Genomic DNA, 23,452 nt, shown 5'->3' on the forward strand with positions numbered 1-23,452 from the left:
TATTACTGATATATCTAAAGTTATTCAAGTTCATCAGGCTCAGATTAATTCTACTTTAACAACTAGAAAAGACCTACGTGACAGAAATGAGAATGAAGCTATTCTTCAATCTTTATATGAACAGATAAGTGTTGATCCTAAGATGTTAATTCAAGATATGGTCAGAGGTTATTTATCTGCTAACCCTGATGCTAAGTTAGATGACCTATTAGCTCTCAAACCTGCTGATGTAGAAGTTGAATATGAGTTGGGGGATGATGACTAATGAGTACTATCCCATCAGATTTAGAAGGTATATTAAAATCAGAAACATTAAGACAACAGTTCTTAGCTGAATGGCACTAAGAAAAGCTCTAAGCTATACAGGATAGGCGCTACAGATTTCAAAGCTATTAAGCAGTGTGGCGACGGGGCAGGCGATTGTTCTTGATGAAGTGTTGCGATCGCTAATGAAGTTTGCTCCCGGCGTAACCGCCCGCCTTGTTGGGATGCCTGCGGCGGTAAACTACGCTATGGTTGACTCCAGACAGTGCAAAAATGTACGGGTTGTCCAAAAAAATTTTAGGTAGGAAAAGCTTACTCGTTCATGAAATACTTTCCTTGAGACGAGCAAGCAAACATCATAAATACTACTGTGACACTACGAGTACAAATCCTCAAGGATAAATTTAGCCAAAGTTTGGGACTACCGTTTAAAGAACTATTGCCAGAGTCTGTGATAAGACTTGCAATCTCGGAGCTAAAAATTAAATACAAAAAACGGTTGTTTGACCCATTCGTAACTTTATGGGCATTTTTATCTCAAGTATTAGATACAGACAAAACTTGTAATAATGCTGTGAGTAAAATAATTGCACATTTGGCTGAGTCAGAAGTAGAAGTTCCCTCAACAGATACGAGTGCTTACTGCCAAGCACGGGCAAGATTACCAGAAAAATTGTTAGAAAAAGTTTTCAATTATTCAGCACAAAAACTGGAAGAGAAAGTAACCCAAGAACATCTATGGTGTGGTCGAAATATTTTGGTGATAGACGGCTCGACGGTCTCTATGCCTGACACTGTAGAAAACCAAAAAGAATACCCACAACCCAGTAGTCAAAAGCCGGAATGTGGATTCCCAATTGCCAAAATTGGTGTGATATTCAGTTTATTAACGGGAGCTGCCGTTGCCTTGTGCATAGATGTTCTGAACACTCATGATATTAAATTAGCAAGAATTCTGTACAGTTTTCTCAAACCTAATGATGTGCTTGTAGGGGATAGAGCTTTTTGTGCTTACGCCGATATGTTTAGTATCAAAAAGTTTAATTGTGATGCCGTGTTTCGTAAACATCAATCTCGCACAACAACTATGCGAAAAGGTAAAATTGTTGGAGATTGCGACAAATTAGTTACTTGGTATAAGCCGAAAACTTGCCCAAAAGGATTGGATAAAGATGAATTTAATGCTTTACCTCCTTCCATAACTGTGCGAGAGATTTACTATTATATTGTTATTCCTGGTTTTCGGACTCAACAAGTTAGCTTAATTACCACTCTTTTAGATGGATCTTCTTATTCTACTCTGGCAATTGTTGGGCTTTACGGACAACGCTGGGATGTTGAACTAAATTTAAGACATCTCAAAACTACCTTGGGTATGGATATTCTGCGATGTAAAACACCTTCGATGATCCGCAAAGAAATTTACGTTTATTTGCTGGCTTACAATCTACTTCGTAGCTTAATGTGGTCGGCTGGAACTACTTATACTACCTCTCCAAATCGCCTATCACTGCAAGGTACTCGCCACCATTTAATTAACTTTATTCCCTCTCTTATAGCAGCAACTTCTCAAAAACGGCACCAAATTTATCGCACTTTACTCAAAGTTATTGCTCACAAGGCTGTTCCTGACCGCCCAGCTAGAAATCAACCACGAGTCCGTAAACGTCGCCCCAAAGCCTACCCCTTAATGACCAAACCCCGGCATGAATTACGCAAACAATTGCAAACTGCTTAATTGATAAGCGTTTCCGCTTTTCTTAGTGCCATTCGATTATTAACTATGGGGGGTGTCTATTACCTGACTATGAAATAAGATATCTGGAGCTGAAGCTCCTTATATAGTTGGCTTTCCATAGGGACTCATAAGCCTGGGGTCGTTGGTTCAACTCCGACCTGAGCCATTTTAAAAGTAAAATAATATAAGCGTTTCAGCTTCTAGGCATTTGTAGTACTAAGGAGCTGAATTGCTCTATAAGCCTCTTTTGACTATCAAATGACTATGCTCATTCAACAGCGTGATAGTCATGAAAGTTGGAATTGAAGCCCTGAAAGGTCGTTTAATATCATATCCGGTTGAAGACTTATCATTTAGAGGGCAGTTCTTGCTGGGAGCAGGGGGAAAGAAACTTTTGGTATTTTTGCACAGATCCGGTAATCATAAGTGATTAGCCAGACATGATATAAGATTAAGATTTACTATAGTTTGATTATTAATACTATTCAGAAATATTTATCTTTACATTTAGCTGACACTCCTGAAAATAGGTACATCCCGCATTGAATCTCTCGACCACAGGCTTATTGCTATTATCAGGCAAACTACCAGTTGTGCTGGTAACGAGCGATGACGTTCCTCTTCGACCTTAGTTTTAGCGTAGACGCTCTTAGCGGCTTGCCGAAGGCATCGCTTCTTCGATGAAGTTGCTGGAATAGCCATCTCTATTGCTTTGAATATCTCAGTATTTTGTATCTTGTAATACATTAATGAGAATACTTTCAGATACACCGTACTTGATTTCCATTTTTGGAAACAATACCTAATTTACAACTGTTTGAGCCTTAACTGAACCGTATTGCGGCAGCTGTATTAAGAAAAAATCGCTGTTCAAAATTGGTAATAGTGATATAGTTACTCCAATCGGTTCTGATGGGGAGCAGCCATCGGACGCAAGGGGGAAAGTCTGGTGAAAATCCAGCACTGTCCCGCAACTGTGAACCTAAAATAGGTGAGTCAGGATGCCCGCCGGTTAGAATCAATTCGTTTACATAAATCTGCGAGGTACAGGTTATGAAAAGAAAACAGGCGTTAGTCAGTCTAAGCCTGATGGGAGTTATTAGTTTTTATCTAGTAGTTGGTTTACCCAAGCCCGCCTACGCCATGCACATTATGGAAGGTTTTTTACCAGTGCAGTGGGCGATTTTTTGGTGGATTGTGGCATTACCATTTTTTTTATTAGGATTGCGTAGTCTGACTCGCATTACCCAAGCTAACCCACAGCTAAAACTGCTACTAGGCCTGGCCGGTGCTTTCACTTTCGTGCTGTCAGCATTAAAAATCCCTTCCGTCACGGGTAGCTGTTCTCATCCTACAGGGACGGGGTTAGGTGCGGTGCTGTTTGGCCCCCTCACTATGACGGTTTTGGGTAGTTTAGTATTGTTGTTTCAAGCTTTGTTACTAGCGCATGGCGGCTTGACTACGCTAGGTGCAAATGCTTTTTCGATGGCGATCGCCGGGCCATTTGCCGCTTACTGGATATATAATCTGACAATCAAGTTGGGTGGTAAACAAAAAATTGCCATATTTCTAGCGGCTGCGATCGCAGATTTACTCACTTACGTTATCACTTCTATCCAACTCGCCTTAGCTTTTCCTGCACCTATTGGTGGGTTTCTCGCTTCATTTACCAAGTTCGCCGGGATTTTTGCCATAACTCAAGTCCCTTTAGCAATTAGTGAAGGGTTGCTAACTGTATTGGTGTGGAACTGGCTGCAATCTTATAATCCTCAAGAGTTGGAATTGCTGAAATTAATCAAACGGGAACCCCAAAGAAATGAATCAGTCTAAAAAAGGGTTGAGTAACTGGCTGTTGGTAGTAGCTGTATTAGCTTTAGCAGTTGTACCGTTAATATTTGTCCGTGGTGGCGAATTTACAGGTTCCGATGACAAAGCCGAAAAAGCAATTACTGAAATCCAACCTGGATATAAACCCTGGTTTAAATCATTTTTTGAACCAGCTAGTGGGGAAATAGAAAGTTTATTATTTGCTTCACAAGCAGCTTTAGGTGCTGGAGTAGTCGGTTATGCAATTGGGTTGTATAAAGGACGTTCCCAACAACAAAAACGTGAAGAATGAGCCTGCAAATAGACACTTTAGCTTATACCAATAGACTCCGGAGATTGCCACCAGAACATAAACTAATTTTTGCATTTACTACTCTTGCTATTTCCCTTGCCAGCCATCCGCTAGTACAAATTTTAATCATAGTTTGGATGAGTATTTGGACAGTAATTTATGCAAGAATTCCGGCTGGAGTTTATTTTCGGTTGTTAACGTTCACCATAGTTTTTTGTTTGACGAGTTTACCAGCCCTGATGGTAAATGGAGTTGCCATTCCTGATTTACAAAGCGTCAAATTAGATTCGTGGTATGGATTGACTCTCGGACACTTCTATATTTATATCAGCCATAGTGGCAGTATCCAAGCATTGGGACTTTTAACCAGAGCATTAGCCTCTGTTTCTTGCTTATATTTTCTCATGTTGACCGTCCCTTTCATAGAGATATTACAAACTCTGCGTTACTTACGATTCCCAGTGCTGTTAACCGATTTATTATTGCTAATGTATCGGTTTATTTTCATCCTGCTGAACACAGCCAATGAATTATGGACAGCACAAAATTCCCGTGGTGGCTACCGAACTTGGCGTAGTGGAATGAAAAGTTTAGCACTACTAATCGGACAACTATTACAGCGAACCTTAGAACGATATAGTCAGTTCTCTCTGGGACTGGAAGCACGAGGTTTTGTTGGTGAATTTCGAGTTTGGCATCAGAGTCGCTATCGTCCTCAATTACGGTATATTATCGAAGCGATTTTCGGCTGTGTAGTATTAATAGGATTGGACTTTTGGCGGAATGCAGGAATATTTACTTCAATTTGAGCAGGTATATTATACTTATCCTGGCGCACAACAATCAGCTTTGAATGGTGTAACATTGAACATTCCATTAGGTAAAAGATGTGCGTTAATTGGTCAGAATGGTTGTGGTAAAACAACATTATTTTTACTAGCTAATGGTCTATATAAACCTGATTCTGGAATTGTTCGGTGGCGTGGTGAACCGTTAAGTTATAATCGGAATTATCTGGCTAAATTAAGGCAAAATGTCGGGTTAGTATTTCAAGATCCAGAACAACAATTAGTAGCTTCTACTGTTGAAGAAGATATATCTTACGGTTTGTGTAATTTGGGTTTACCAGTATCGGAAATTCAACAGCGAGTAGAGCAAACATTAGTTGAATTTGGACTAACTATTTTAGCCCAAAGACCAGTACATCATCTGAGTTTGGGACAAAAAAAGCGAGTTTCTATTGCAGATGTGATGGTACTACAACCAGAACTATTAGTGCTGGATGAGCCTACTGCCTATTTAGATGTCAAACATACTCGTAATTTGATAGCAACTCTGAAAAAAATTCATCAAGATGGCACTACTTTAATAATGGCAACTCATGATTTAGATTTAGTCTATCGGTGGGCGGATTGGATTTTTGTTATGGATAAAGGGCGACTGATTTTAGAAGGCAAACCCCAAGATATATTTAGCCAGCGTACACTTTTAGAAGAGTTAGAGTTGGGCATACCATTGATATATGAGATGTTATTTAATGGGTTATCTGCTGAGTCAGGAGTAGTTAGAGAACGAGTGCAACAACGAATAGTAGAATTATTTCGCAATTTTTAATAATTTTACAGTTAGAAAATTTCAATAATGAAAGACAATGCTTCTATCAGGACTTAAATCTTTTTGAAGCAGAAACAAGCCTCAAACTCAGACATCACTATATATTTAAAAGAAGTCTTGGTTTTGTTTACCAAGACTTCAAGCGAATTTATTCGATTGAACACGCTTATACAATTGCTTATCCCAAATTGCTGAAGAAAGTTCCCCAAAGGATTCCTGTTACTCCTACAGCAATTAAAAGGTTAGTAAAAAACTTGCCTAATTCAATTTCTTGTCCAAGTGCTTTGTCATCTTGACCTGCGGTGAAAAACAATGACCAAGCTTGGTTAAGATTGATTTTCTCAAAGTTGGTGAAATCAGGTCGGAAAACAACGGGGCCAATCAAATCTTGTTTAGGGAAATCAAAATCAGTTCTCATAACTCTCCTTTAATTTTCTATGGGTTGATTGAATGTAATTTTTGAATAGTCGAAATTATTTACAAGCTTGTCAGCCATCCAATCAGGCCGTGTCCGGTGATTACTTCCACAGCGATAAGTGAGACGAAGCCAATCATTGCCAGACGACCATTGAGTTTTTCAGCATACTCGGTAAAGCCAACTCTTGGAGTTTGGTCTACATAAACTTTTGGTTCAACTGCAAAGTTGTTGAGTTAACCGAGTTCGTTGATGGTGAAGCCTTTGCTAGTCATGTTTTTTTCCTTTGCTGGTTTATGTAACTAAATATAACTATATGTGAATATTTTTTGCAAATACTTGACAATGCAAATAAGTGCGGTAAACCGTACTAAATCAGATCGTAGATACCGTATCTGTGAAAAGAAAGCAATTATTGCTTGTGTGCAAGCATCATTTTTTCGTGTTGCTGCCATTACTTTGATGGCGCAAGCGTCCGCCGTAGGCGATCGCACTACAAATTTTATGCCCCCCTACCGGATTGAAGTTTATACAAAATACATGGTCTACTAAAAAACTAGACCCTTAAATAATCTGGCTGCAAAGAACACTTCTTAAATTATGAACATAGTAGCGTTCGCGGGTATTTCGTCCTTCGGCTGGCTGTACTGGATAATACAGCCGCATTTAGCGATGCACATTCCCGATGGCTTTTTGAATCTACCTGTTATCCTTGTCACCTGGATAATTGCTATCGGTTTGATTGCACTAGCTATAAGGCAAGCACAGGCAGAATACCAAGAACGAGCCGTACCTTTAATGGGAGTTTGTGCAGCTTTTATTTTTGCAGCCCAAATGATTAATTTCCCGATTCCTGGAGGTACGTCTGGACACCTTTTGGGTGGAACGCTGGCAGGAGCTTTACTAGGGCCCTGGGCAGGTTCGCTAGTGATGGTTGCAGTGTTCATTGTGCAGGGTGTTCTGTTTCAAGATGGTGGACTGACCGTGTTAGGAGCCAACATCTTTAACATGGGATTAATTGGTACGTTTGGCGGTTACTATCTCTATCGCACAGTGAGATTTGCTATTGGACGCGATCGCTTATCTGGATTAGTTATTGGCGCGGCGATCGCCGCCTGGACAAGCGTAGTCGTAGCCTCAATTATATGTGCCTTGGAACTTGCAATTTCTGGGACAGTTCCTCTAGCGGTAGCTTTCACAGCAATGGCTTCTTGGCACGTTCTAATTGGTATTGGCGAGGCAGTGATTACTGTAGTAGCACTCAGTTTCATTTGGCGGACTCGACCTGAATTACTTTACGACCCGCCCCGCAAGACGAAAGTATCAACCTCTCGTCCTCTGTCTCGGTATTAAAGTAATTCGTAATTCGTAATTATTTTTTGTAAAGGGATTTAGACCCGTTATCGATAGTTAAATCGAATGAATCAGGAGTGAATGCTTATGAGTAGCAACATCTCGCGATCGCGTAACCGTGCTTTTGTCATCGCTGGCTTAGGTATTGCCCTGCTGATTGCAATTTTCCTTTCGCCGCTAGCTAGCAAAAACCCAGATGGGTTAGATAGAGTTTCACAAGACCTGAAGTTTGATAGCAAGGCACATGAAGATACGCCAGCTCGTAAGTTACCCTTTTACGGCATATTTGATGAGTATGCTCTCAGAGGTGTACCAGAGGCGATCGCCACTCCCTTAGCTGGTTTAGTTGGAACACTAGTAACTTTTGGCTTGGCTTGGGGTATTGGCAAACTAGTCGTGCGTGGTTCAACTTCACCTTCCACACATGATGGCTATTCCGACTCAGATGCAGCAGATTAAATACAAATAGGAACTTAACATCATGCTGTTGCACATTGGAGCATTTGTGCTGGATATCGATAGCAAGCAGGCTACTGTTTGGCACAAACTTGCTCCCCGTACCCGGATATTATGTACATTGTTGTTCGTGTTCGCCACTGTCTTAACACCAGATGGCCACTGGTGGACTTGGACTATTTATGGATTAGCTTTAGTCTGCCTGCTATTACTGAGTCGAGTCACCTTAGCAGTACTACTGAAACGGTTGGCAGTAGAGTTCACATTTATTGGTGTAGTTCTCCTGGGGACTTTATTTCGAGGTGGTGGCGAAGTTTTATGGTCTTGGGGGCCATTACAGATTACGACAGTGGGGCTAACTGTTTTGGGTAGTGTAACGCTTAAGGCATTGCTATCGCTATTGATACTAAATTTACTCACGTTAACAACTTCAGTAACAGCACTACTTCATGCCCTGCTGGAACTGAAAACCCCACCGCTACTAGTAGCAATTCTGGCATCTATGTATCGCTATATCAGCGTATTAATAGGTGAGTTTAACGCGATGCGTCGAGCAGCCGAGTCCCGAAACCTGATGAACAGCAATCGCTCGATACGTTTAATTGTTGGCAACACGATCGGAGCGTTGTTTATCCGCACTTATGACCGGGGAAATTTAGTTTATCAGGCGATGCTATCACGAGGTTATCAAGGAGTCCCACCGATGATAGAAAAAGTCTCGTCAGGAGGACGAAATGACATTGTGGCTTTGAGTTTGACTATAGTTTTAGCATTATTGGGTCAGGCTATTTACTGGCGGAAATAATATTTGTTTAGATTGTTTTAATGCATCATAATCCAATATCAATTCAAAATCTTAGCTATACCTATCCTGATGGAACTCAGGCTTTGAGAGATATTAATCTGTCCATCAAAGCAACTGAGCGAGTAGCATTAATTGGAGCCAATGGTTCAGGAAAATCTACGTTGCTGTTACATCTGAATGGCATTCTCATGCCTCAATCGGGACAGGTAACGATTGGAGAATGGCCTTTAAATGTTGAGAATTTGCGAAACATTCGGAATTTTGTCGGGTTGGTGTTCCAGAATCCCGATCATCAGTTATTCATGACAACAGTCTGGGAAGATGTTGCTTTTGGCCCAATGAATATGGGCGTACAAGGTGAGGAATTACAACAGCGAGTTCTTCATGCAATGGCAGCAGTTGATATCGATCCCCAATGGTATGGACAACGCTACACAGGTAATTTATCTGGAGGTGAAAAAAAACGGATTGCGATCGCTGGTGTCTTAGCCATGAATCCACAAATATTAGTATTTGATGAACCCTCAGCTCAGTTAGATCCTCGTTCTCGCCGTCAATTAATCGAACTGCTGCACAGTTTACCTCTAACACAACTGATTGCAACTCACGATTTAGATTTAGCTTTGGATTTGTGCGATCGCACAGTTGTTCTCAGTCAAGGTCAAGTTGTATACGATGGTGCAACTGAGCAGGTAATGAGCAATCCAGAGTTCTTGGCTAGGCACGCTTTAGAGTCACCATTATGCTATAGCCGCCCTTATTGTCAGCTGGAACACGCACCTGTTAGTCCATCTCGGTATGGTGAATTTGTTTGATTCAATCACATTCAATTGTTATTCAAACAGGTACTTGCTATTATCAAGATTTTTTAGCAGTAATTTAGATTTTAAGCTACTAGTAAATTGTTACTTATCAATTTTAAACCGATCAAAATCTACCAAAAATAGCTATATGGATTCTCATCAAGAAAACATATCCAATATAAAGCATAGTTACAGTGAAGCATCTCTAAATGATTTGATGAAGCGATTGTCTCGTATTGAAGGACATATTCGGGGTGTTAAGAATATGATTGAGAGTAGTCGTCCTTGTCCGGATGTATTGATTCAAATAGCTGCTGTTCGAGGAGCAGTTCAGCAAGTTGGTCGAATTATTTTAGATGAATATCTCAAGGAATCTGTTGCTCGAACTACTCAACAAGGAGATATTAAAACTGAGATTGAAGCATTAAAGACGGTGTTGGATCGTTTCTTAAGCTAGATATAAGTTTGCTACGCAGTGAAGTTATTGCTCATTAGAGGCTCTTAGCAAAATGGTTTGAGCTTTAGAGATTGTTTATTCAAGTTAATTACGATTTTTAAGTAGTTATTTTGTTAAAGTATGGTATCTAACAAACTTGAGCGACTTATATCCTTATTAATTTGTTTGTGTCTTTTAGTTCCGTCTGTACCAGTAAAAGCCCAAACTCCAGAAGAATGGATCGCTCTAGGGTTGTTTCTATGAACCCTTTCAGGTAAAACTCGATCGAGAATCTCCACAGTTAACCAACTCAAAAAAAGGGAAGTTCTTGTGGTTGTAAACGTTGGAATTTTGGGAAGCACGACAAACAACTCGTAATGTGCCAGTGAAACTTAGACGTAAGGGTGAAACATCTGCGCTGTTTTGTTAAGACAAGTTCTCTTAGTTAGTAATGCTTTTGATATTCTGCAATTTCTGCAAAGGATATAAAGCAATTGCTGGCATTGTCCGTTTATCCATAAAGCCAGAATAGGAAAGGGTTTTTCACAGACAGGGCATTTTGATAACAAGCGTAACCGATGGCGATCGCATCCACATAACTTAATACAGGTGTCTTGACTTAAATTGCATAAACTTGCATAATAATAAAGCTAATACAATTTATAAAACTAATTAGTAAGCTTTTTAAGCTTATCTACTAGTAGTTTTGGGGTTATAGCGCAGTTGGTAGCGCACCTCAATGGCATTGAGGGGGTCAGCGGTTCGAATCCGCTTAGCTCCACTATTAAAACATAGGTACTCAAAACCTGTTTGTTTTGTGTCACCTGAAGGAGAAGTTGCACAACTTGTCTAACTTCTCCTTCAAAATTAAGCAAGATTATGCTTGAAATCACAACTAGTGGACTGTTTCTTAAATACGCCCCCACATTAAGATGCGCTTGTAGGGAAAAAAGAACGGGCGCTCATCCTCTAACAACTCGAATAGCTTCTGCTGATAGCGTTCCACAAATCTCTCATAGGTTTGGGCATCCAGTAGGGATTCATAAGCCGTTAGCAATGTCCCGCGATACCACTCCACTACGGCTTCTCGTGAGGGCAACACATGCCCATAAATTTGAAGCTTGACTTCCTGCTTAACAAATCCCAATTTATAAAGCATTCGGGCGTATGTTTCAGGAGGAAGTACCTCTAAACGCCGCACATATCCTCTTAATTCTTGACTGAATTCTTGTGCAGTCTCAACTGCTATCTGATGCACTGGCTCACTATCCATCATTGGTATTTGTACGGCAAGCTGCCCACTAGGGGTCGCAGTTTTGCCCGCAATTTCTCAAATAAAACCTCATGTCCCGTCAACCACTGCAATGCCGCATTAGAAAATACCACATCAAACTCCTCATTTCCTGGGTTTTCCTCAATCCGTCTTTGCTCAAACCGTAGTCCATTGCCTTCAAATTGACGCGCCTTTTCCAGCATTTTCTCAGAAGCATCTATCCCTAAAGTCTCCTGTGCTGCTAAGGTTTCATGCAGATATTTCGTTAACTTTCCGGTTCCACATCCTAAATCGAGAACTCGTAAGTTTTTTTGCCAATGTATCATATCTACCAAGTCGTAGAATGGACGACTTCTTTCAGCTTGAAATCGTTCGTATAGTTCTGGATTCCATTTATCTGACATATTTTTATAATTCGTAATTCGTAATACTTCAGCTACGCTCAGTACAAGTTCGTAATTCGTAATTTATAAAGCCGTATTTAGACATCCCACCCAATTTACCATGCCCTATGACCAACTACTTTCGCTCTAATGTTGATGCAATGGCTAGCTATGTTCCTGGCGAGCAGCCTCAACGTGGTACACAGATTATTAAACTTAACAGCAATGAGAATCCCTATCCTCCTTCGCCTGCGGCATTAGCTGTGCTACGGAATATTGATGGTGAGTGGTTGCGGCGGTATCCAGAACCTTTTGGGGGAGAATTTCGGCAAGCTGCGAGTAAAGTTTTAGGAGTTCCTAGTGATTGGATAATTGTCGGCAATGGCAGTGATGAATTGTTAAGTGTGGTAATTCGAGCCTGTGCTGAACCTGAGAAAAAGGTAGTTTATCCAATGCCTACTTACGTGCTATATCGCACATTGACAGAAATGCAAGCGGCGGAAATTATTGAGATTCCCTACAGCAAAGACTACAGTTTACCAAAGGACGAATTAGTTGCTGCCAATGGGGCTGTTACCTTTATTGCGTCGCCTAATAGTCCATCGGGACATGTGGTGGCAACAAATGATTTGCGAAAATTAGCCAGCCAGTTATCTGGAGTTTTAGTAATTGATGAAGCATACATAGATTTTACCGAAGAGAATGCATTGGCTTTGGTTAAGGAGTACGAAAACGTTATCGTGATACGGACACTATCTAAAGGATATTCGTTGGCAGGATTGCGATTGGGCTTTGGAGTGGCAAATCCCAAACTGTTGCAGGGATTGTTTAAGGTTAAAGATAGCTATAACATTGATGCGATCGCTTGTGCAATTGGCACGGCTGCCATCACTGACCAAGCTTATAAAAATGCTTGTGTAGCCAAGATTAAAGCATCACGGACTAAGTTAGCAACAGACTTAAAACAATTAGGTTTTCATATCTGGGATTCCCAAGCTAACTTTTTACTGGCACAACCAAGAGAAGGAAACGCAGAATATCTCTATCAAAAATTGAAGGAACGGGGAATTTTAATCCGCTATTTCAAGCAGCCTGGACTAGATGATAAATTACGCATCACTGTTGGGACAGATGAGCAAAATCAGGCTTTAGTAGAGGCACTAATAGCAATTCAAAATTCAAAATTCACGCATTCAAAATTAAGAAAGTGAGAATTAGCATAGGTTTTATGGTTTGCATCTAGTATCATATTTTTTGTGAATTGGTATAAGTAGGTGGGCGTAAATATTTGTCTTTGGGATAAGGCAGGAGTCAGAATTCATTCTGATTGAAAAAGCGAATAGCGCAGCGTCTCGTAGAAATTAGACCTCTTGCAAAAATATGTTTTTGCACTCTTAAGGAAAAGGATTTTGAGTTTCTTTACCCTTTTCCCCCGCCCCTTTACCCCAACAAATGCCAATAAATCTAATGTCTTGATTCTGAATTCTGCATTCTTCTTCAATCACATTAACTTACAGCACTTGAAAACTAAAGCTAAGACTGGCCCAATTATTCACATCCAAGCTATGTGAATCGGCTGCTGTAACGTTCATCTCTGTTTTGAAGGCACTAGCGTTATGTAAGTCTTGTAGCAAGGCTTGTACAACTTCTAAGGAATTCAACAATGGGCCAATTGGTTCTTGTTCGGCTGTGGAATACTTGGCAGCGTTCAAAGCGGCCAGAGTTGCGTTAAAGGGGGCAGTACTAAAAATCAGTTGGTGTTCGCACTCCGAAGCTGGCCCTGAAATCATCCATTCGGAAGCAGTATTCGTTTGGGGTAGGATGAGGGTTTCACCTGGAGAGATAACGACTTCTTTCAGGAGGGGCTTGGTGTCCGAGGTGTTTGGTTCTTGGGGTGTTTCCCAAGAATACAAGGCGATCGCTGTATGATTATTGTTTAATCCCAGCAAGATTAAATATACTGGGCGATCGCTCTGGTTTTCTACCCGATATTGCATTCGACTACCGATAGGGGGGGACAATCGGAGTAGGGAGTGATTTTTGAATCGAAGTTTCTGTTTTAGAAGTTCGTACTGTTTCGCGCTGCATGATAACGCGAGGCGATATGTTGTTAATTATTTCTAAGGTTGTCTTGAGAGCCAAGCGGCAAGAACCTTGATTTTCAGTCAGCCGCCATAACTTGGCTGCTAACAAGGTTGATAATTTTGGTGCTAACTTTTGCACTGTTGATTTTACTGCTTCTCCTGCTTCCCCCGTGGCATTAGAAATTAGTTCGCCACTAAGAGAAAATAAACCATAACGGCTAGGTGTTTGCTGTAGTTTGGCAAATAGATAATCAGCCGGTTTTTCCCCTGCGACTACGGTGGAGACATGGGGAAATGCAGCAAAGGCACTTGTAGCGTCTACCCGCTCAATTCTTTCTAATCCAGTATCCAGAGCAATTATTAAATGAATATTTCGGGGTAAAACTCGGACTGCTTCTTGGACAAGTTGCCCGATTTGTAGGGGATTTGCACCTTCTATTTGGGAAATTTGCGCTTTTGCTGTTAACCCAGTCCGCGATCGCAATACTAATTCTTCTCTTGTTGTTCCTAAAGTAAATCGAGAATTAACTCCGTAGTATAGCAGCACTTGTGGCGGTAATCCTGCTAACCACAGCTGGACTGTTTTACCGTCTTCTTCAATGGCTGTCACTGCGCCTTCTGCACCAATAATAGTGTCTAGCGGTAGAGACGTTAAATGTTGATTTTTTTGACTACTTAATAACCCTGGTTGTTGTTTACTACCCAATTTGGATAGAGAATTTTCCATATACGAGAGGGCGACTTGAATTTTGGTATTTGGGGTGAATTCCCACAAATACTGTGTCAATGCGTAGGTAAATAACCCAGCACTAAAACCAGAAAAGAGTTCTTCCCTCGCCGACTGCTTGGGATTTAAGGTAGCTGCTAAGACAATCGGCGTGCTGGGTAACTTCTGAGTTTTAAGTTGTTGAAGAAAGTCGAGTTCTTTTGCTGCTAGCTTTGCCTCTACTGATTCTGGAAGGGCACGACTTTTTAATCCTAATACTGGGGTTGGCGCATGATAGCTAGTATCTAATACTGCTGTGACTCGATCTGTAGGGAGCGATCGCAATAATAGCAATAAAGTTTCTTCTAATATATAGTTGACTATTTTTTCTTCTTGTGGTTCAAAACTGGTATTAGCTGTCACCAGAGCATTTTGGATTGTCTCAGGAGATGTTTCCAATTTGACACGGCTGCCATAACCGCTAAAGTGGAAGAAGACCGCATCATCGGGTTTAGCTTGATTGCCCAAGCGATCTAAAAAAGCTGCCTCAATGAATTCCCTACTAGCTTCTTCCTCAGTTAAGGTTAGGATATCTGACCCTTGGAAACCAAAGCGATGAATCAAAACTTCTCTTTGTAGTTCCACATCTGTCAGACAACCACTGAGGGCTGGAATTTTTGGGTATTGGTTAATACCTATTAACAATGCCAACTTGCGCGGACTGGGTTGTGCCAAAGCTTGATAATAGCGATTTCCTAAAGACAACCACTCAGCTTCAGTTATCCCCAATACCGCGAGTATTGAGCCAATTCTCTCTAAAAACGCGCGACGTTTCATAATTAGCTATCAGCCCTCAGCTATTCAGTTAGCAGCTTACAGGGCTGAACTCTGTATTGTAAAGTTACAAAAATGTGGGGAGTGCAGGAGACTTGGGGGACAAGGGGACAAGGGGACAAGGGGGAATTCTTGAACAAACCTCTCCCAAGTCTCCCCCCTCTTCCTTGTCTACCTTGTCTCTTCTTCATGCCCAATGCCCTAAGCCGTTACTTCTATCCGCATTGCCCGCGCTAACTCTGCTGCTACCTCTGGACGAGAAAATTCTGGTGGAGGTGACTCACCGCGCCGCAGCATTTCCCTAACTTTTGTCCCTGATAGGTGAATGCGTTCTTCTGGCCTGCTGGGACTGGTTTTAGATGTTGCCATCTGCTTAGTGCGCGTGCAGTAAAAAGCGTGTTCAAATTTCATGGGCACAATGCCTAATTCACTTGGCGCAAATTCATCAAAGATATACTGAGCGTCGTAAGTGCCATAATAGTCACCAACACCAGCATGATCCCGTCCGACGATAAAGTGAGTACAGCCGTAGTTTTTGCGGACTAAAGCATGGAAAATCGCCTCACGAGGCCCAGCGTAGCGCATTGCGGCGGGATTAATTGCCAAAGTTACCCTGTCTAAGGGGTAGTAGTGTTCCAGCAAAATTTCATAGCAGCGCATCCGGACATCAGCGGCGATATCATCTTCTTTTGTCGCCCCGACTAATGGGTGCAAAAATAGACCATCAACAGTTTCTAAGGCGCACTTTTGGATGTATTCATGGGCGCGGTGGATGGGGTTGCGAGTTTGAAAGCCGACAATGGTTTTCCAACCCTTGTCTTGAAATAGTTGCCGTGAGGCTGCTGGATCGATTTGATAAGTGGGAAACTGGGGATGAGGTTCGCGTTGCAACAACCAAATATCACCCGCCAGATGTACACTACCTTGGTTATAGAGTACCTGTACGCCGGGATGATTGACATCATTAGTACGGTAGACTTTTATGGCTTCGCGGATTTTGTCGTAGTGATATTTTTGCGTAAGTTGCAAAACTCCGATAAATTCGCCACTGGAGTTATCCAGACGGATTAAGCCGCCTTCTGGCAACGGGGAAGCTACTTCTTCGCTTACCGATAGTGTAATCGGGATTGACCACACAAGACCGTTAGCTAATCGCATTTCTGTGACAGTGCGATCGTAGTCTTCTTGGTTCATAAAACCCGTCAGCGGACTAAAAGCACCGATCGCAATCATTTCTAAATCGGAAACGGCGCGATCGTCAAGTTGCACTCGTGGCAAAAAGTCAGCTTTTGAGAGAAACTCTGCTCTTTGTTCTGGTGTAGCGATACGGTTAACCAACTGTCCACCGTGGGGGGCTATGGCATCTGGATTGTGACTCAACTTAATCCCCTCTCTGCTTTTACTGTTATTGTTTCAGATTATGTACTAACTTATCAAATGCTGGTACGTAGAGAAAAATAGTTTAGGCATTGGGGACAAGAGGCACAAAAGCAGCACAACTCTTGGAGACGCTCTTGCTAGCAAGCTTTAAGAGTAGGGGTACGACTACGCTTAGTGAGCGAGGGGTATGGGGCAAAGTAAATATTAAAAGCGATCGAATCCGAAGACTTCTTGGCATTTGTCGGGAAAAGGGGAAAGGGTAAGGGGAAAAGGTTCTGCAAAAGTCCCTTTCCCCTTTAACCAAAACCTTTTCCCCAAGAGTGCAAAAAGCACTTTTGCCAAGAGGGTCTCAAGTCCGCAGCCTTACCTTTTCTCTAGATGATAATCTCGATCGCGCCGATCAAACCTTCTTCAAGAACCTTTAGATTTTCTCCTGACTCCCTCAAAATTTATACCAGTAATGAGTAAAGGGGATCGATGACATTTCGCTTGCTGCGAAGCACCCATCCCCGAATAGCTGCCCAGATAATGAACCTGGAATCTATAGTCCGGTATCTAATCATCCCAGTATCGGCCGAGATATGTCGATTGTCACTGGGATAGATACTGATTTAGAAGATATCTACAAAAATATAGGTACACAATTACTCTTTTTCAACGCTTCTTCCATTCCCCATCGCCAACAGTGCTGTCCCGTAAGCAGCTTCTGTGTATACTGACGCTATTACAGGAACCTGCAAATGACGTGCCCTAATTGCAGTCCAAGTATCATTCGCCGCACCACCACCAGCAGTATAAACACGGCTCAATTTGTCTGCTCCCATTTGCTGTAATAATTCATACCCTCGGCTTTCTATGCGGGCAATGCTTTCTAACAACCCATGCAAAAATTCTACTGGATTATCTGGGCGTGGTGACAAGCGTGGGGGTAGATTGGGATCGTTAATCGGAAAGCGATCGCCTACCTTCAACAACGGATAATAATCTAACTCGCTGGCAATTGAAGCATCAATCTCCCGACTAAGGCTTTCTAACTCAAGGTTTGTGAAAAATTTCTTTAGTACTGCACCCCCAGTATTAGAAGCACCCCCAGTCAGCCACAAATTACCCAGCCGATGGCTGTAAATTCCATATCTGGCATCTTCTTGCCGGTTAGAACTTAACAACTTTAGTACCAACGTTGAACCAAGGGAAGTCACGGCTTCACCAGGTAATTTTGCCCCACTGGCAAGAAAAGCGGCAATACTATCGGTTGTACCAGCACACACCAGACAATTACGACTTAAACTAAACTTGTCTGCAATTTCAGAACGCAATTCGGCAATCGGAGTCCCAGGAGTTAAAACTTTGGGTAGCTGAATCGGTATTTCTAGCAATTCTTGCCATTCTGGGTATTTCAACTCTTCTACGTCATAACCCAGCTTTAAAGCATTATGGTAATCGCTAATACCTAACTGTCCATGCAGCAGAAACGCTAGCCAATCTGCTTGATGCAGGAAATATCTAGCTTCACTAAAAGAGGGTTGTTGCCTCATCCACAAAAGTTTAGCGAGGCTAGAGGTGGCACTCAATACAGTATGATTGGGAGGTGCAATACTCCTCAAATGCTCTAGCACCAACGATCCCCGCGCATCGTTATATAGCAATGGTGCATCTACAGGGTTGCCAGCAGCATCGACCAGCAAGACGGTAGAGGAAGTACCATTAATTGCGATCGCTTTAATTTCTCGCCGCAATTGCTCAGGTATTTGTTCCACCAACGCAAACAAAGCCTCCTGCCAAATTTTTGGCGTAACGGTACTTGGTGAGTCGTAGAAGGGATATCGCACCTCTGCCTGAATACAACAGGCTTCCTCGTCAATCACCACACCGCGTCCGCCAGATGTGCCGAAGTCGAGACCCAGATATAAATTCATAATTTTTATAAATTTTTTTAATGGAGAATAAATAAGAACTACTGACCAATAACTGCTTTTGTTGCATCTTGTAACAAGATATTCCACAATTCTGGCAAAACAAGGAAAAGTAGTAAACGAACTGTTCAAAATCAATTCAGGTTAGGAGGTTTTCAGCCATGCCTATCTTAGATACTCTGTACATTGCTCAAGTGTCTTCCATCTCAGATACTCAAGTCTACATCGCTCTAGTTGTAGCCTTGATCCCAGGAGTTCTAGCTTGGCGATTAGCCACGGAACTTTACAAATAAGGCTCCGATGTGACACAGTTGAAAAGCTAATAATCCTGGCAGTACGGGGTGCAATTTCCAGATTTTATGGCTTTATGTCATAAGTACCTAGAAACCTTGCACTTACGTAAGCCAGGTTATTTTTTAACTAGTGCGACACTTGTAGCTATTTCAAAAAAATGAAGTAATATGACAGCTAAATCAAGCATTCAGGAGTGCTGATATCTGAGTGCTAAGTGCTGAGGAGCCAGTGCGTTGCGGAGGTTCCCTCCGTTGTAGCAACTGGCGTTGCTGAGTTGGAAATCTCACTCATAACTCATAACTCAGCACTCTTGATAGTGTTTCCCTTCACTAAGCGAGGTTATCTTTTAGCATCATGAACGCGATTCAACCCTCCAAACCACCGTTACAACCTATACAAAAACGCCGAGTCATTTCTCGACCAAAGCGGCATCTTCGGCAACGTTCTTACAAAGTGATGGCACTAGAAAGCACAGCCAAAATAGCGGTCAATCTTGTGATTACAGCCGTTGCAGCATCCGCCTTAACACAACTCTTGCCTTATCATTGGTTACAGCAAGAAAAATTGCGAGAAATGAGTACTGAAGTCAAGCTGATGGAAGGACATGTCAATGGTTTACAGGCGGAATTTAGCCGTAACTTTGATCCCCAAGAAGCTAAAATTATTAGACAACGACAAGGATACCGATTCGATCCCAGCCAGCGTCAGATCGTGTTGATGAATCAAGATCGCCGAGAAGATGAGCAAACAGACTCGTCACCCTAAGACAAATGGCGAATTTGGGATTATTTAGGTTTATTGTGATTTAGGCTACGTATAAACCGGGTGTTAATTTATATTATTGCTAATAAATAATGGTTAATAGCTAATTTTTGAATAGCTATGTAGTTATCATCTATTAGTTATTAGCGATACAGCGTCACTAAACTATAGTTCAAAATTAATCAATTATTTTGAATTTTAAATCCCCCAGAAGAACTAATCTACCAATTAGGACGCTGATTGAGATAGTAACTCGTTTAACCAATTTTCGAGTTGTAAACGCAAGCGACAATCAGTAATATCCTTATCATTGTCGAGAGAGGTTAGTTGAGTAAGAGCGCGACGATAATCAGCGATCGCACAATTCCAGTCGCCCCAAAGATGGTAAGTCCTGCCGCGTTCAGCCCAGATATGACCTTCTAGTTGACCGAAAAGCAGTGCTACCTCAAAATTATCAATTGCCTCTTGATATTGCCCCAAATCACGCCAGGTAATGCCTCGGTTAATCCACGCCCGGACATGGTGAGGTTTCAAATCAATCGCTCGATCGTAGTCGGCAATTGCTAATGCTAATTCTCCACAAGCCGCGTAGTAATTTGCGCGGTTATTATAAGCACTAGCCAAATAAGGATTCAGTTTCAGGGCGGTATTGTAGTCGGAAAGCGCTTTTTCCCTTTCGCCACTTTGGAAATAAATTAGCCCCCGGTTGTTGTAATCAACGGCATTATCAGGATGGCGGCAGATTAGTTGGGTTAAAAATGCGATCGCTTCGGTATAATCTCCTTGTTGAGCCAACCTCAAAGCACAAGAGCGCAAGTCGCTATCCCCAAAAATATATTCGCTGCGATCGCTTTTCCTCCGCTCTTGAAGTTTATTTGTACTATTTAAAACATGGTCATCGTCAGCTAAAAATGAGTGAATATTCATCTTTCCCTGCTTGAAATCCCTGCTTTTTTAAATAAAAATTGAGTTTTTTAAGGCTGGTGGTTTTACCACTATTTTTATTTTCAAGGTACTTATGGTTACTTGAAAGCCATCTTAAGACTGAGATTTAAACTACTCACACCAGTAGAAATCTACTCTTTAAATAAACAATTGCTCCTCAAACCTATTCATAGATACTCGATCCCGAAGATGAATTCCAGAAATAGCAGACGTTAATCTTAAAGACTAGTCAAGTAGTGAGAGCAGCAAATTGGTAGAATGCCAACAAGCCGTTCGTTAAAGAGGGAATGAGGAAGCAGGGGAGCAGGGAGATGAGGAAGATAGGGGGACAGGGGGATAGGGGGACAGGGGGATAGGGGGGTAAACAAAACTCCTAACTCTTAACTCCTAACTCTTAACTCCTAACTCTTCACTCAGCACTCAGCACTCAGCACTCCTAATGCCCCATACCCCATTCCCTAAATTCAATTTTTAAATTTTGAGAAATTTTCTGATGACAACTGCAATTTCCTATCCCAATGCCCCTGATTTAGCAACCGATGATTACATTGTGGTCGGCTTGGCAACCTGCTTCGTCAAAGAAGATGGAGAAGTTTATCAAATCGAAGTTATAGAACCGATTCCCTCTGCGGCTTTGGAAGCGCTTTTAAAGGGCATTCCTACCTCCTATAAGCTGGCTCATGCCACAACTTTGGGATCTGTGCTGGATGGCGATTCACCACTGCTACCAGATGGCTTTCCAGAGTCGGCTCAGTTTGGAGAAGAATTTGTACCACGGGCATTTGCAGCAGCTCGTACCTATAAGCGTCGTGAATCTGCAAAATCTCTGATTCCCTTGGGTACAAACTACACTGAATTTAAATATTCAATTGAGCGGAAACGGGTGTTAAACGCAGCCAGAATTGTAACCAAAGAAGACAATATTAAACAGCATTCTCACACTCACAAAGTGCTTTAAGTAATTATGCTAAAACTTTACGGTGGCGTTCGTAGTCGAGCGTCAATTGTCCACTGGTATTTAGAGGAATTAGGAATTCCCTACGAATTCGTCAAGCTTGATATGCAGGCGGGTGAACACCTCCAGCCTGCATATTTAGCAATTAACCCATTTGGTAAAGTTCCAGCAATTGTTGATGGAGATTTTCAGCTTTGGGAATCTGGGGCAATTTTGTTGTATCTTGCCGATAAGTATAGTACAACTCCACTTTCACCAGAGGAAAATGCTCTATTTTCCCAATGGGTGTTGTTTGCCAATGCTACCCTTAGCCCAGGGATTTTTGTAGAAGCAAATCGGGAGCGGGAAATGCCCCGCTTGTTGACTCCCTTAAATGAAATTTTCAGTAAGCAGCCTTTTTTACTTGGCAATGAGTTCACTGTTGCTGATGTAGCAGTGGGGTCTATTTTGAATTACATTCCCATGATCCTGAAACTAGACCTCAGCCCCTATCCAGCAGTGTTGAACTATATGAAGCAGTTATCTGAACGTCCGGCATTTCAAAGAAGTATTGGCGGACGGACTGAAAATAATTCGTAATGACGCTCCTGCGGACGCTCGAGTACTCCCTACCGCAACGCTTTCGCTTGCCGCCGGCGCTAACGTAATTCGTAATTCGTAATTGAATTTTTAACTACGAATTACGAATTTTTTAACGATAATTTGTAAATTGTAAAGCAACTGGGTAGTCTTCTTGTTTTAGCCGCTGCATGACAGCTTGCAAGTCATCTTTAGATTTGGCAGAAACCCGCACAGCATCACCTTGAATTGAAGCTTGTACCTTTTTAAATTCGTCCCGAATCAATTTGGAAATTTGTTTGGCAATTTCCTGACTTATGCCTTTTTTGAGTTTGATTTCTTGACGGACACGATTACCACTGGCTGATTCAACCTTGCCAAAATCAAAGATTTTTTGGGAGAGGTTACGCTTGGCGGCTTTTTCTCGCAGAATGGTGTGTACAGAATCTAAGGTAAACTCGCTGTCAGTACTAACGTTAATGCTTTCTTCAACTAACTCGACAGTAGTTTCAGTGTCTTTGAGGTCGTAACGACCTTTGATGTCTCGGATAACTTGATCGACAGCGTTAACCAACTCTTGTCGGTCAAAGTCGCTCACAATGTCAAAAGAAAAAGTAGAAGCCATAAAACATTTTGGATTTTAGATTTTGGACTTCGGCTCCTTTCGGCTCCGCGGTAGTTGAATCTCGACTTACTTCGACTACGCTCAGTACAAGTCGCTCGATTACCGCGCAGTCGAAACTCAAGGCAAGTCGCTTAGTCGAACGATTTTGGGTTGGAAAAACTCTTCCCCAGTCCCCAGTCTCCATGCCCCAATTAACTAGTAGCTTGGATGATGCTCAAAAAGATGAGAGTGGCAGAGCTAGAGATGCCAATGGCAAACATGAGCGATCGCAAAAGGGGTATATTCAAAATATAAAAAATTGAGTATAGGAAACGAGCCACCACAAAGGCGATCGCCGCTACTTGGGCTGTAAAAGAATTTACACCAGTTACATAAGCCATCAATGCGGCTGCCGCAAACACCATAAAGGCTTCAAAGGTGTTTTGATGTGCCCAAGTAGCTCGTTGGGCATAAGGTGGCAATTTATCAAACAGGGCGCGAGGAGTAGAAAGCATTTCAGGCCCAATACGCGCACGGGCATAAGCTACTAGCAAAAATGGCACATAAATGAGAAATGCAGCAGCAGCGATCGAGTACAAAAAAATTATCATTACTTATTAGTTATTGTTTATTAGTCATCAGTCATCGGTCATTAGTCTAATACAAAGGACAAAGCGCAAAGTCTGAGCGGAGGTTTCCTCTGTTGGCGCAGCCCGCCGTAGGCATCGGAACTTTGTAAGAGAAGACGAAAGACAAAT

Annotated in this window: 26 protein-coding genes, 1 tRNA gene, 3 pseudogenes and 1 riboswitch; of the genes and pseudogenes, 19 read left to right on the forward strand and 11 right to left on the reverse strand. The window is 41.9% G+C overall.

The window, feature by feature from the left end; translation table 11 throughout:
* Positions 1-142: 142 nt before the first annotated feature.
* From NSTCB13_RS03205 to NSTCB13_RS03215, 3 genes are all read left to right on the forward strand, one after another.
* Positions 143-265 (forward strand): hypothetical protein, encoded by a 123-nt coding sequence (locus NSTCB13_RS03205; RefSeq protein ID WP_448271322.1) that lies wholly within the window; start codon positions 143-145, stop codon positions 263-265.
* 136 nt (positions 266-401) lie between these two features.
* A complete protein-coding gene (locus tag NSTCB13_RS03210) occupies positions 402-569 on the forward strand; it encodes a hypothetical protein (RefSeq protein WP_292705164.1) in 168 nt (55 codons plus the stop codon).
* Positions 570-634: 65 nt separating this feature from the next.
* Positions 635-2,002: an IS4 family transposase gene (locus tag NSTCB13_RS03215; protein WP_448271323.1), complete on the forward strand. Its 1,368-nt coding sequence runs from the start codon at positions 635-637 to the stop codon at positions 2,000-2,002.
* 531 nt (positions 2,003-2,533) lie between these two features.
* Here NSTCB13_RS03215 and NSTCB13_RS03220 read toward each other — a convergent pair.
* A pseudogene (locus NSTCB13_RS03220) lies at positions 2,534-2,749 on the reverse strand (transposase domain-containing protein); the annotation flags it as partial.
* A 140-nt stretch (positions 2,750-2,889) separates the two neighbouring features.
* Positions 2,890-3,029: riboswitch (cobalamin riboswitch) on the forward strand.
* Between the two features lie 26 nt (positions 3,030-3,055).
* Here NSTCB13_RS03220 and NSTCB13_RS03225 point away from each other — a divergent pair.
* From NSTCB13_RS03225 to NSTCB13_RS03240, 4 genes are read left to right on the forward strand one after another with little or no spacing between them, the layout of a single operon-like run.
* Positions 3,056-3,832 (forward strand): energy-coupling factor ABC transporter permease, encoded by a 777-nt coding sequence (locus tag NSTCB13_RS03225; RefSeq protein WP_445628329.1) that lies wholly within the window; start codon positions 3,056-3,058, stop codon positions 3,830-3,832.
* Entirely contained in the window at positions 3,819-4,121 is a 303-nt protein-coding gene (locus NSTCB13_RS03230; protein WP_448271324.1) for an energy-coupling factor ABC transporter substrate-binding protein, read from the forward strand. Before NSTCB13_RS03225 ends, NSTCB13_RS03230 begins: the two co-directional genes overlap by 14 nt.
* Positions 4,118-4,930: a cobalt ECF transporter T component CbiQ gene (cbiQ, locus tag NSTCB13_RS03235; RefSeq protein ID WP_445628331.1), complete on the forward strand. Its 813-nt coding sequence runs from the start codon at positions 4,118-4,120 to the stop codon at positions 4,928-4,930. Before NSTCB13_RS03230 ends, cbiQ (NSTCB13_RS03235) begins: the two co-directional genes overlap by 4 nt.
* Complete coding sequence (locus tag NSTCB13_RS03240; protein ID WP_448271325.1) at positions 4,905-5,735, forward strand: energy-coupling factor ABC transporter ATP-binding protein; 831 nt, start codon at positions 4,905-4,907, stop codon at positions 5,733-5,735. Before cbiQ (NSTCB13_RS03235) ends, NSTCB13_RS03240 begins: the two co-directional genes overlap by 26 nt.
* Positions 5,736-5,913: 178 nt before the next feature.
* Here NSTCB13_RS03240 and NSTCB13_RS03245 read toward each other — a convergent pair whose 3' ends face one another.
* Positions 5,914-6,153 carry a hypothetical protein gene (locus tag NSTCB13_RS03245; protein WP_445628333.1) on the reverse strand — a complete coding sequence of 80 codons (240 nt, stop codon included), beginning with the start codon at positions 6,151-6,153 and terminating at the stop codon, positions 5,914-5,916.
* 59 nt (positions 6,154-6,212) lie between these two features.
* A pseudogene (locus NSTCB13_RS03250) lies at positions 6,213-6,425 on the reverse strand (chlorophyll a/b-binding protein).
* 70 nt (positions 6,426-6,495) lie between these two features.
* Between NSTCB13_RS03250 and NSTCB13_RS03255 the strand changes: the two are divergent.
* The 7 genes from NSTCB13_RS03255 (at position 6,496) to NSTCB13_RS03285 (ending at position 10,784) form a co-directional block, all read left to right on the forward strand.
* Positions 6,496-6,702 (forward strand): hypothetical protein, encoded by a 207-nt coding sequence (locus NSTCB13_RS03255; protein WP_448271326.1) that lies wholly within the window; start codon positions 6,496-6,498, stop codon positions 6,700-6,702.
* Between the two features lie 48 nt (positions 6,703-6,750).
* Entirely contained in the window at positions 6,751-7,503 is a 753-nt protein-coding gene (gene cbiM / locus NSTCB13_RS03260) for a cobalt transporter CbiM (RefSeq protein ID WP_445628335.1), read from the forward strand.
* Between the two features lie 87 nt (positions 7,504-7,590).
* On the forward strand, positions 7,591-7,962 hold the full coding sequence (locus NSTCB13_RS03265) for a PDGLE domain-containing protein (RefSeq protein WP_445628336.1): 372 nt from the start codon (positions 7,591-7,593) through the stop codon (positions 7,960-7,962).
* A 22-nt stretch (positions 7,963-7,984) separates the two neighbouring features.
* The gene (gene cbiQ, locus NSTCB13_RS03270; protein ID WP_445628337.1) at positions 7,985-8,764 is read left to right on the forward strand and encodes a cobalt ECF transporter T component CbiQ; all 780 of its coding nucleotides are present in this window, start codon (positions 7,985-7,987) and stop codon (positions 8,762-8,764) included.
* Between the two features lie 20 nt (positions 8,765-8,784).
* Positions 8,785-9,579 carry an energy-coupling factor ABC transporter ATP-binding protein gene (locus tag NSTCB13_RS03275; RefSeq protein ID WP_448271327.1) on the forward strand — a complete coding sequence of 265 codons (795 nt, stop codon included), beginning with the start codon at positions 8,785-8,787 and terminating at the stop codon, positions 9,577-9,579.
* Between the two features lie 136 nt (positions 9,580-9,715).
* Entirely contained in the window at positions 9,716-10,024 is a 309-nt protein-coding gene (locus NSTCB13_RS03280; RefSeq protein WP_445628339.1) for a metal-sensing transcriptional repressor, read from the forward strand.
* A 687-nt stretch (positions 10,025-10,711) separates the two neighbouring features.
* Positions 10,712-10,784 (forward strand) — tRNA-Ala (locus tag NSTCB13_RS03285).
* Positions 10,785-10,913: 129 nt separating this feature from the next.
* Here the strand turns inward: NSTCB13_RS03285 and NSTCB13_RS03290 are convergent.
* Positions 10,914-11,279, reverse strand: coding sequence for a hypothetical protein (locus tag NSTCB13_RS03290; protein ID WP_448271328.1), 366 nt, complete (start codon positions 11,277-11,279; stop codon positions 10,914-10,916).
* A complete protein-coding gene (locus tag NSTCB13_RS03295) occupies positions 11,276-11,680 on the reverse strand; it encodes a class I SAM-dependent methyltransferase (protein WP_448271329.1) in 405 nt (134 codons plus the stop codon). The genes NSTCB13_RS03290 and NSTCB13_RS03295 overlap by 4 nt, the downstream gene beginning before the upstream one ends.
* Before the next feature lie 107 nt (positions 11,681-11,787).
* On the opposite strand from NSTCB13_RS03295, the gene hisC reads away from it, so the two are divergent.
* A complete protein-coding gene (gene hisC / locus NSTCB13_RS03300; protein ID WP_448271330.1) occupies positions 11,788-12,870 on the forward strand; it encodes a histidinol-phosphate transaminase in 1,083 nt (360 codons plus the stop codon).
* A gap of 300 nt (positions 12,871-13,170) precedes the next feature.
* On the opposite strand, the pseudogene NSTCB13_RS03305 reads toward hisC, so the two are convergent.
* The 3 genes and pseudogenes from NSTCB13_RS03305 to NSTCB13_RS03315 all read right to left on the reverse strand — a co-directional run bounded on the left by NSTCB13_RS03305 (position 13,171) and on the right by NSTCB13_RS03315 (position 18,579).
* Positions 13,171-15,286 (reverse strand): annotated as a pseudogene (locus NSTCB13_RS03305) (caspase family protein).
* Positions 15,287-15,484: 198 nt separating this feature from the next.
* On the reverse strand, positions 15,485-16,663 hold the full coding sequence (gene sat, locus NSTCB13_RS03310) for a sulfate adenylyltransferase (protein WP_448271331.1): 1,179 nt from the start codon (positions 16,661-16,663) through the stop codon (positions 15,485-15,487).
* A gap of 644 nt (positions 16,664-17,307) precedes the next feature.
* Complete coding sequence (locus NSTCB13_RS03315; RefSeq protein WP_448271332.1) at positions 17,308-18,579, reverse strand: FGGY-family carbohydrate kinase; 1,272 nt, start codon at positions 18,577-18,579, stop codon at positions 17,308-17,310.
* Between the two features lie 158 nt (positions 18,580-18,737).
* Here NSTCB13_RS03315 and psaM point away from each other — a divergent pair, with 158 nt between their 5' ends.
* On the forward strand, positions 18,738-18,869 hold the full coding sequence (gene psaM / locus NSTCB13_RS03320; RefSeq protein WP_190912801.1) for a photosystem I reaction center subunit XII: 132 nt from the start codon (positions 18,738-18,740) through the stop codon (positions 18,867-18,869).
* A gap of 355 nt (positions 18,870-19,224) precedes the next feature.
* A complete protein-coding gene (locus NSTCB13_RS03325) occupies positions 19,225-19,635 on the forward strand; it encodes a slr1601 family putative cell division protein (RefSeq protein WP_322715129.1) in 411 nt (136 codons plus the stop codon).
* A 225-nt stretch (positions 19,636-19,860) separates the two neighbouring features.
* On the opposite strand, the gene NSTCB13_RS03330 is transcribed toward NSTCB13_RS03325, so the two are convergent.
* Positions 19,861-20,559 (reverse strand): tetratricopeptide repeat protein, encoded by a 699-nt coding sequence (locus tag NSTCB13_RS03330; protein ID WP_445628345.1) that lies wholly within the window; start codon positions 20,557-20,559, stop codon positions 19,861-19,863.
* Between the two features lie 511 nt (positions 20,560-21,070).
* On the opposite strand from NSTCB13_RS03330, the gene NSTCB13_RS03335 reads away from it, so the two are divergent.
* Both NSTCB13_RS03335 and NSTCB13_RS03340 read left to right on the forward strand, forming a co-directional pair.
* The gene (locus tag NSTCB13_RS03335; RefSeq protein ID WP_445628346.1) at positions 21,071-21,535 is read left to right on the forward strand and encodes a hypothetical protein; all 465 of its coding nucleotides are present in this window, start codon (positions 21,071-21,073) and stop codon (positions 21,533-21,535) included.
* A gap of 6 nt (positions 21,536-21,541) precedes the next feature.
* On the forward strand, positions 21,542-22,111 hold the full coding sequence (locus tag NSTCB13_RS03340) for a glutathione S-transferase family protein (RefSeq protein WP_445628347.1): 570 nt from the start codon (positions 21,542-21,544) through the stop codon (positions 22,109-22,111).
* 112 nt (positions 22,112-22,223) lie between these two features.
* Here the strand turns inward: NSTCB13_RS03340 and NSTCB13_RS03345 are convergent, their stop codons facing one another.
* Positions 22,224-22,715, reverse strand: coding sequence for a YajQ family cyclic di-GMP-binding protein (locus tag NSTCB13_RS03345; RefSeq protein WP_445628348.1), 492 nt, complete (start codon positions 22,713-22,715; stop codon positions 22,224-22,226).
* A gap of 191 nt (positions 22,716-22,906) precedes the next feature.
* Positions 22,907-23,305, reverse strand: a complete 399-nt coding sequence (locus tag NSTCB13_RS03350; RefSeq protein WP_448271333.1) for an MAPEG family protein — start codon at positions 23,303-23,305, stop codon at positions 22,907-22,909.
* Positions 23,306-23,452: the final 147 nt, after the last annotated feature.

Source organism: Nostoc sp. DSM 114160, assembly GCF_053470305.1.

What these genes read in the sequence shown, in the direction of transcription:
- NSTCB13_RS03205 (WP_448271322.1), top strand. Translation starts at nt 143, where the DNA reads ATGTTAATTCAAGATATGGTCAGAGGTTATTTATCTGCTAACCCTGAT.
- NSTCB13_RS03225 (WP_445628329.1), top strand. Translation starts at nt 3,056, where the DNA reads ATGAAAAGAAAACAGGCGTTAGTCAGTCTAAGCCTGATGGGAGTTATT.
- NSTCB13_RS03230 (WP_448271324.1), top strand. Translation starts at nt 3,819, where the DNA reads ATGAATCAGTCTAAAAAAGGGTTGAGTAACTGGCTGTTGGTAGTAGCT.
- cbiQ (WP_445628331.1), top strand. Translation starts at nt 4,118, where the DNA reads ATGAGCCTGCAAATAGACACTTTAGCTTATACCAATAGACTCCGGAGA.
- NSTCB13_RS03240 (WP_448271325.1), top strand. Translation starts at nt 4,905, where the DNA reads ATGCAGGAATATTTACTTCAATTTGAGCAGGTATATTATACTTATCCT.
- NSTCB13_RS03245 (WP_445628333.1), bottom strand. Translation starts at nt 6,153, where the DNA reads ATGAGAACTGATTTTGATTTCCCTAAACAAGATTTGATTGGCCCCGTT.
- NSTCB13_RS03255 (WP_448271326.1), top strand. Translation starts at nt 6,496, where the DNA reads ATGCAAATAAGTGCGGTAAACCGTACTAAATCAGATCGTAGATACCGT.
- cbiM (WP_445628335.1), top strand. Translation starts at nt 6,751, where the DNA reads ATGAACATAGTAGCGTTCGCGGGTATTTCGTCCTTCGGCTGGCTGTAC.
- NSTCB13_RS03265 (WP_445628336.1), top strand. Translation starts at nt 7,591, where the DNA reads ATGAGTAGCAACATCTCGCGATCGCGTAACCGTGCTTTTGTCATCGCT.
- cbiQ (WP_445628337.1), top strand. Translation starts at nt 7,985, where the DNA reads ATGCTGTTGCACATTGGAGCATTTGTGCTGGATATCGATAGCAAGCAG.
- NSTCB13_RS03275 (WP_448271327.1), top strand. Translation starts at nt 8,785, where the DNA reads ATGCATCATAATCCAATATCAATTCAAAATCTTAGCTATACCTATCCT.
- NSTCB13_RS03280 (WP_445628339.1), top strand. Translation starts at nt 9,716, where the DNA reads ATGGATTCTCATCAAGAAAACATATCCAATATAAAGCATAGTTACAGT.
- NSTCB13_RS03290 (WP_448271328.1), bottom strand. Translation starts at nt 11,279, where the DNA reads ATGATGGATAGTGAGCCAGTGCATCAGATAGCAGTTGAGACTGCACAA.
- NSTCB13_RS03295 (WP_448271329.1), bottom strand. Translation starts at nt 11,680, where the DNA reads ATGTCAGATAAATGGAATCCAGAACTATACGAACGATTTCAAGCTGAA.
- hisC (WP_448271330.1), top strand. Translation starts at nt 11,788, where the DNA reads ATGACCAACTACTTTCGCTCTAATGTTGATGCAATGGCTAGCTATGTT.
- NSTCB13_RS03315 (WP_448271332.1), bottom strand. Translation starts at nt 18,579, where the DNA reads ATGAATTTATATCTGGGTCTCGACTTCGGCACATCTGGCGGACGCGGT.
- psaM (WP_190912801.1), top strand. Translation starts at nt 18,738, where the DNA reads ATGCCTATCTTAGATACTCTGTACATTGCTCAAGTGTCTTCCATCTCA.
- NSTCB13_RS03325 (WP_322715129.1), top strand. Translation starts at nt 19,225, where the DNA reads ATGAACGCGATTCAACCCTCCAAACCACCGTTACAACCTATACAAAAA.
- NSTCB13_RS03330 (WP_445628345.1), bottom strand. Translation starts at nt 20,559, where the DNA reads ATGAATATTCACTCATTTTTAGCTGACGATGACCATGTTTTAAATAGT.
- NSTCB13_RS03335 (WP_445628346.1), top strand. Translation starts at nt 21,071, where the DNA reads ATGACAACTGCAATTTCCTATCCCAATGCCCCTGATTTAGCAACCGAT.
- NSTCB13_RS03340 (WP_445628347.1), top strand. Translation starts at nt 21,542, where the DNA reads ATGCTAAAACTTTACGGTGGCGTTCGTAGTCGAGCGTCAATTGTCCAC.
- NSTCB13_RS03345 (WP_445628348.1), bottom strand. Translation starts at nt 22,715, where the DNA reads ATGGCTTCTACTTTTTCTTTTGACATTGTGAGCGACTTTGACCGACAA.
- NSTCB13_RS03350 (WP_448271333.1), bottom strand. Translation starts at nt 23,305, where the DNA reads ATGATAATTTTTTTGTACTCGATCGCTGCTGCTGCATTTCTCATTTAT.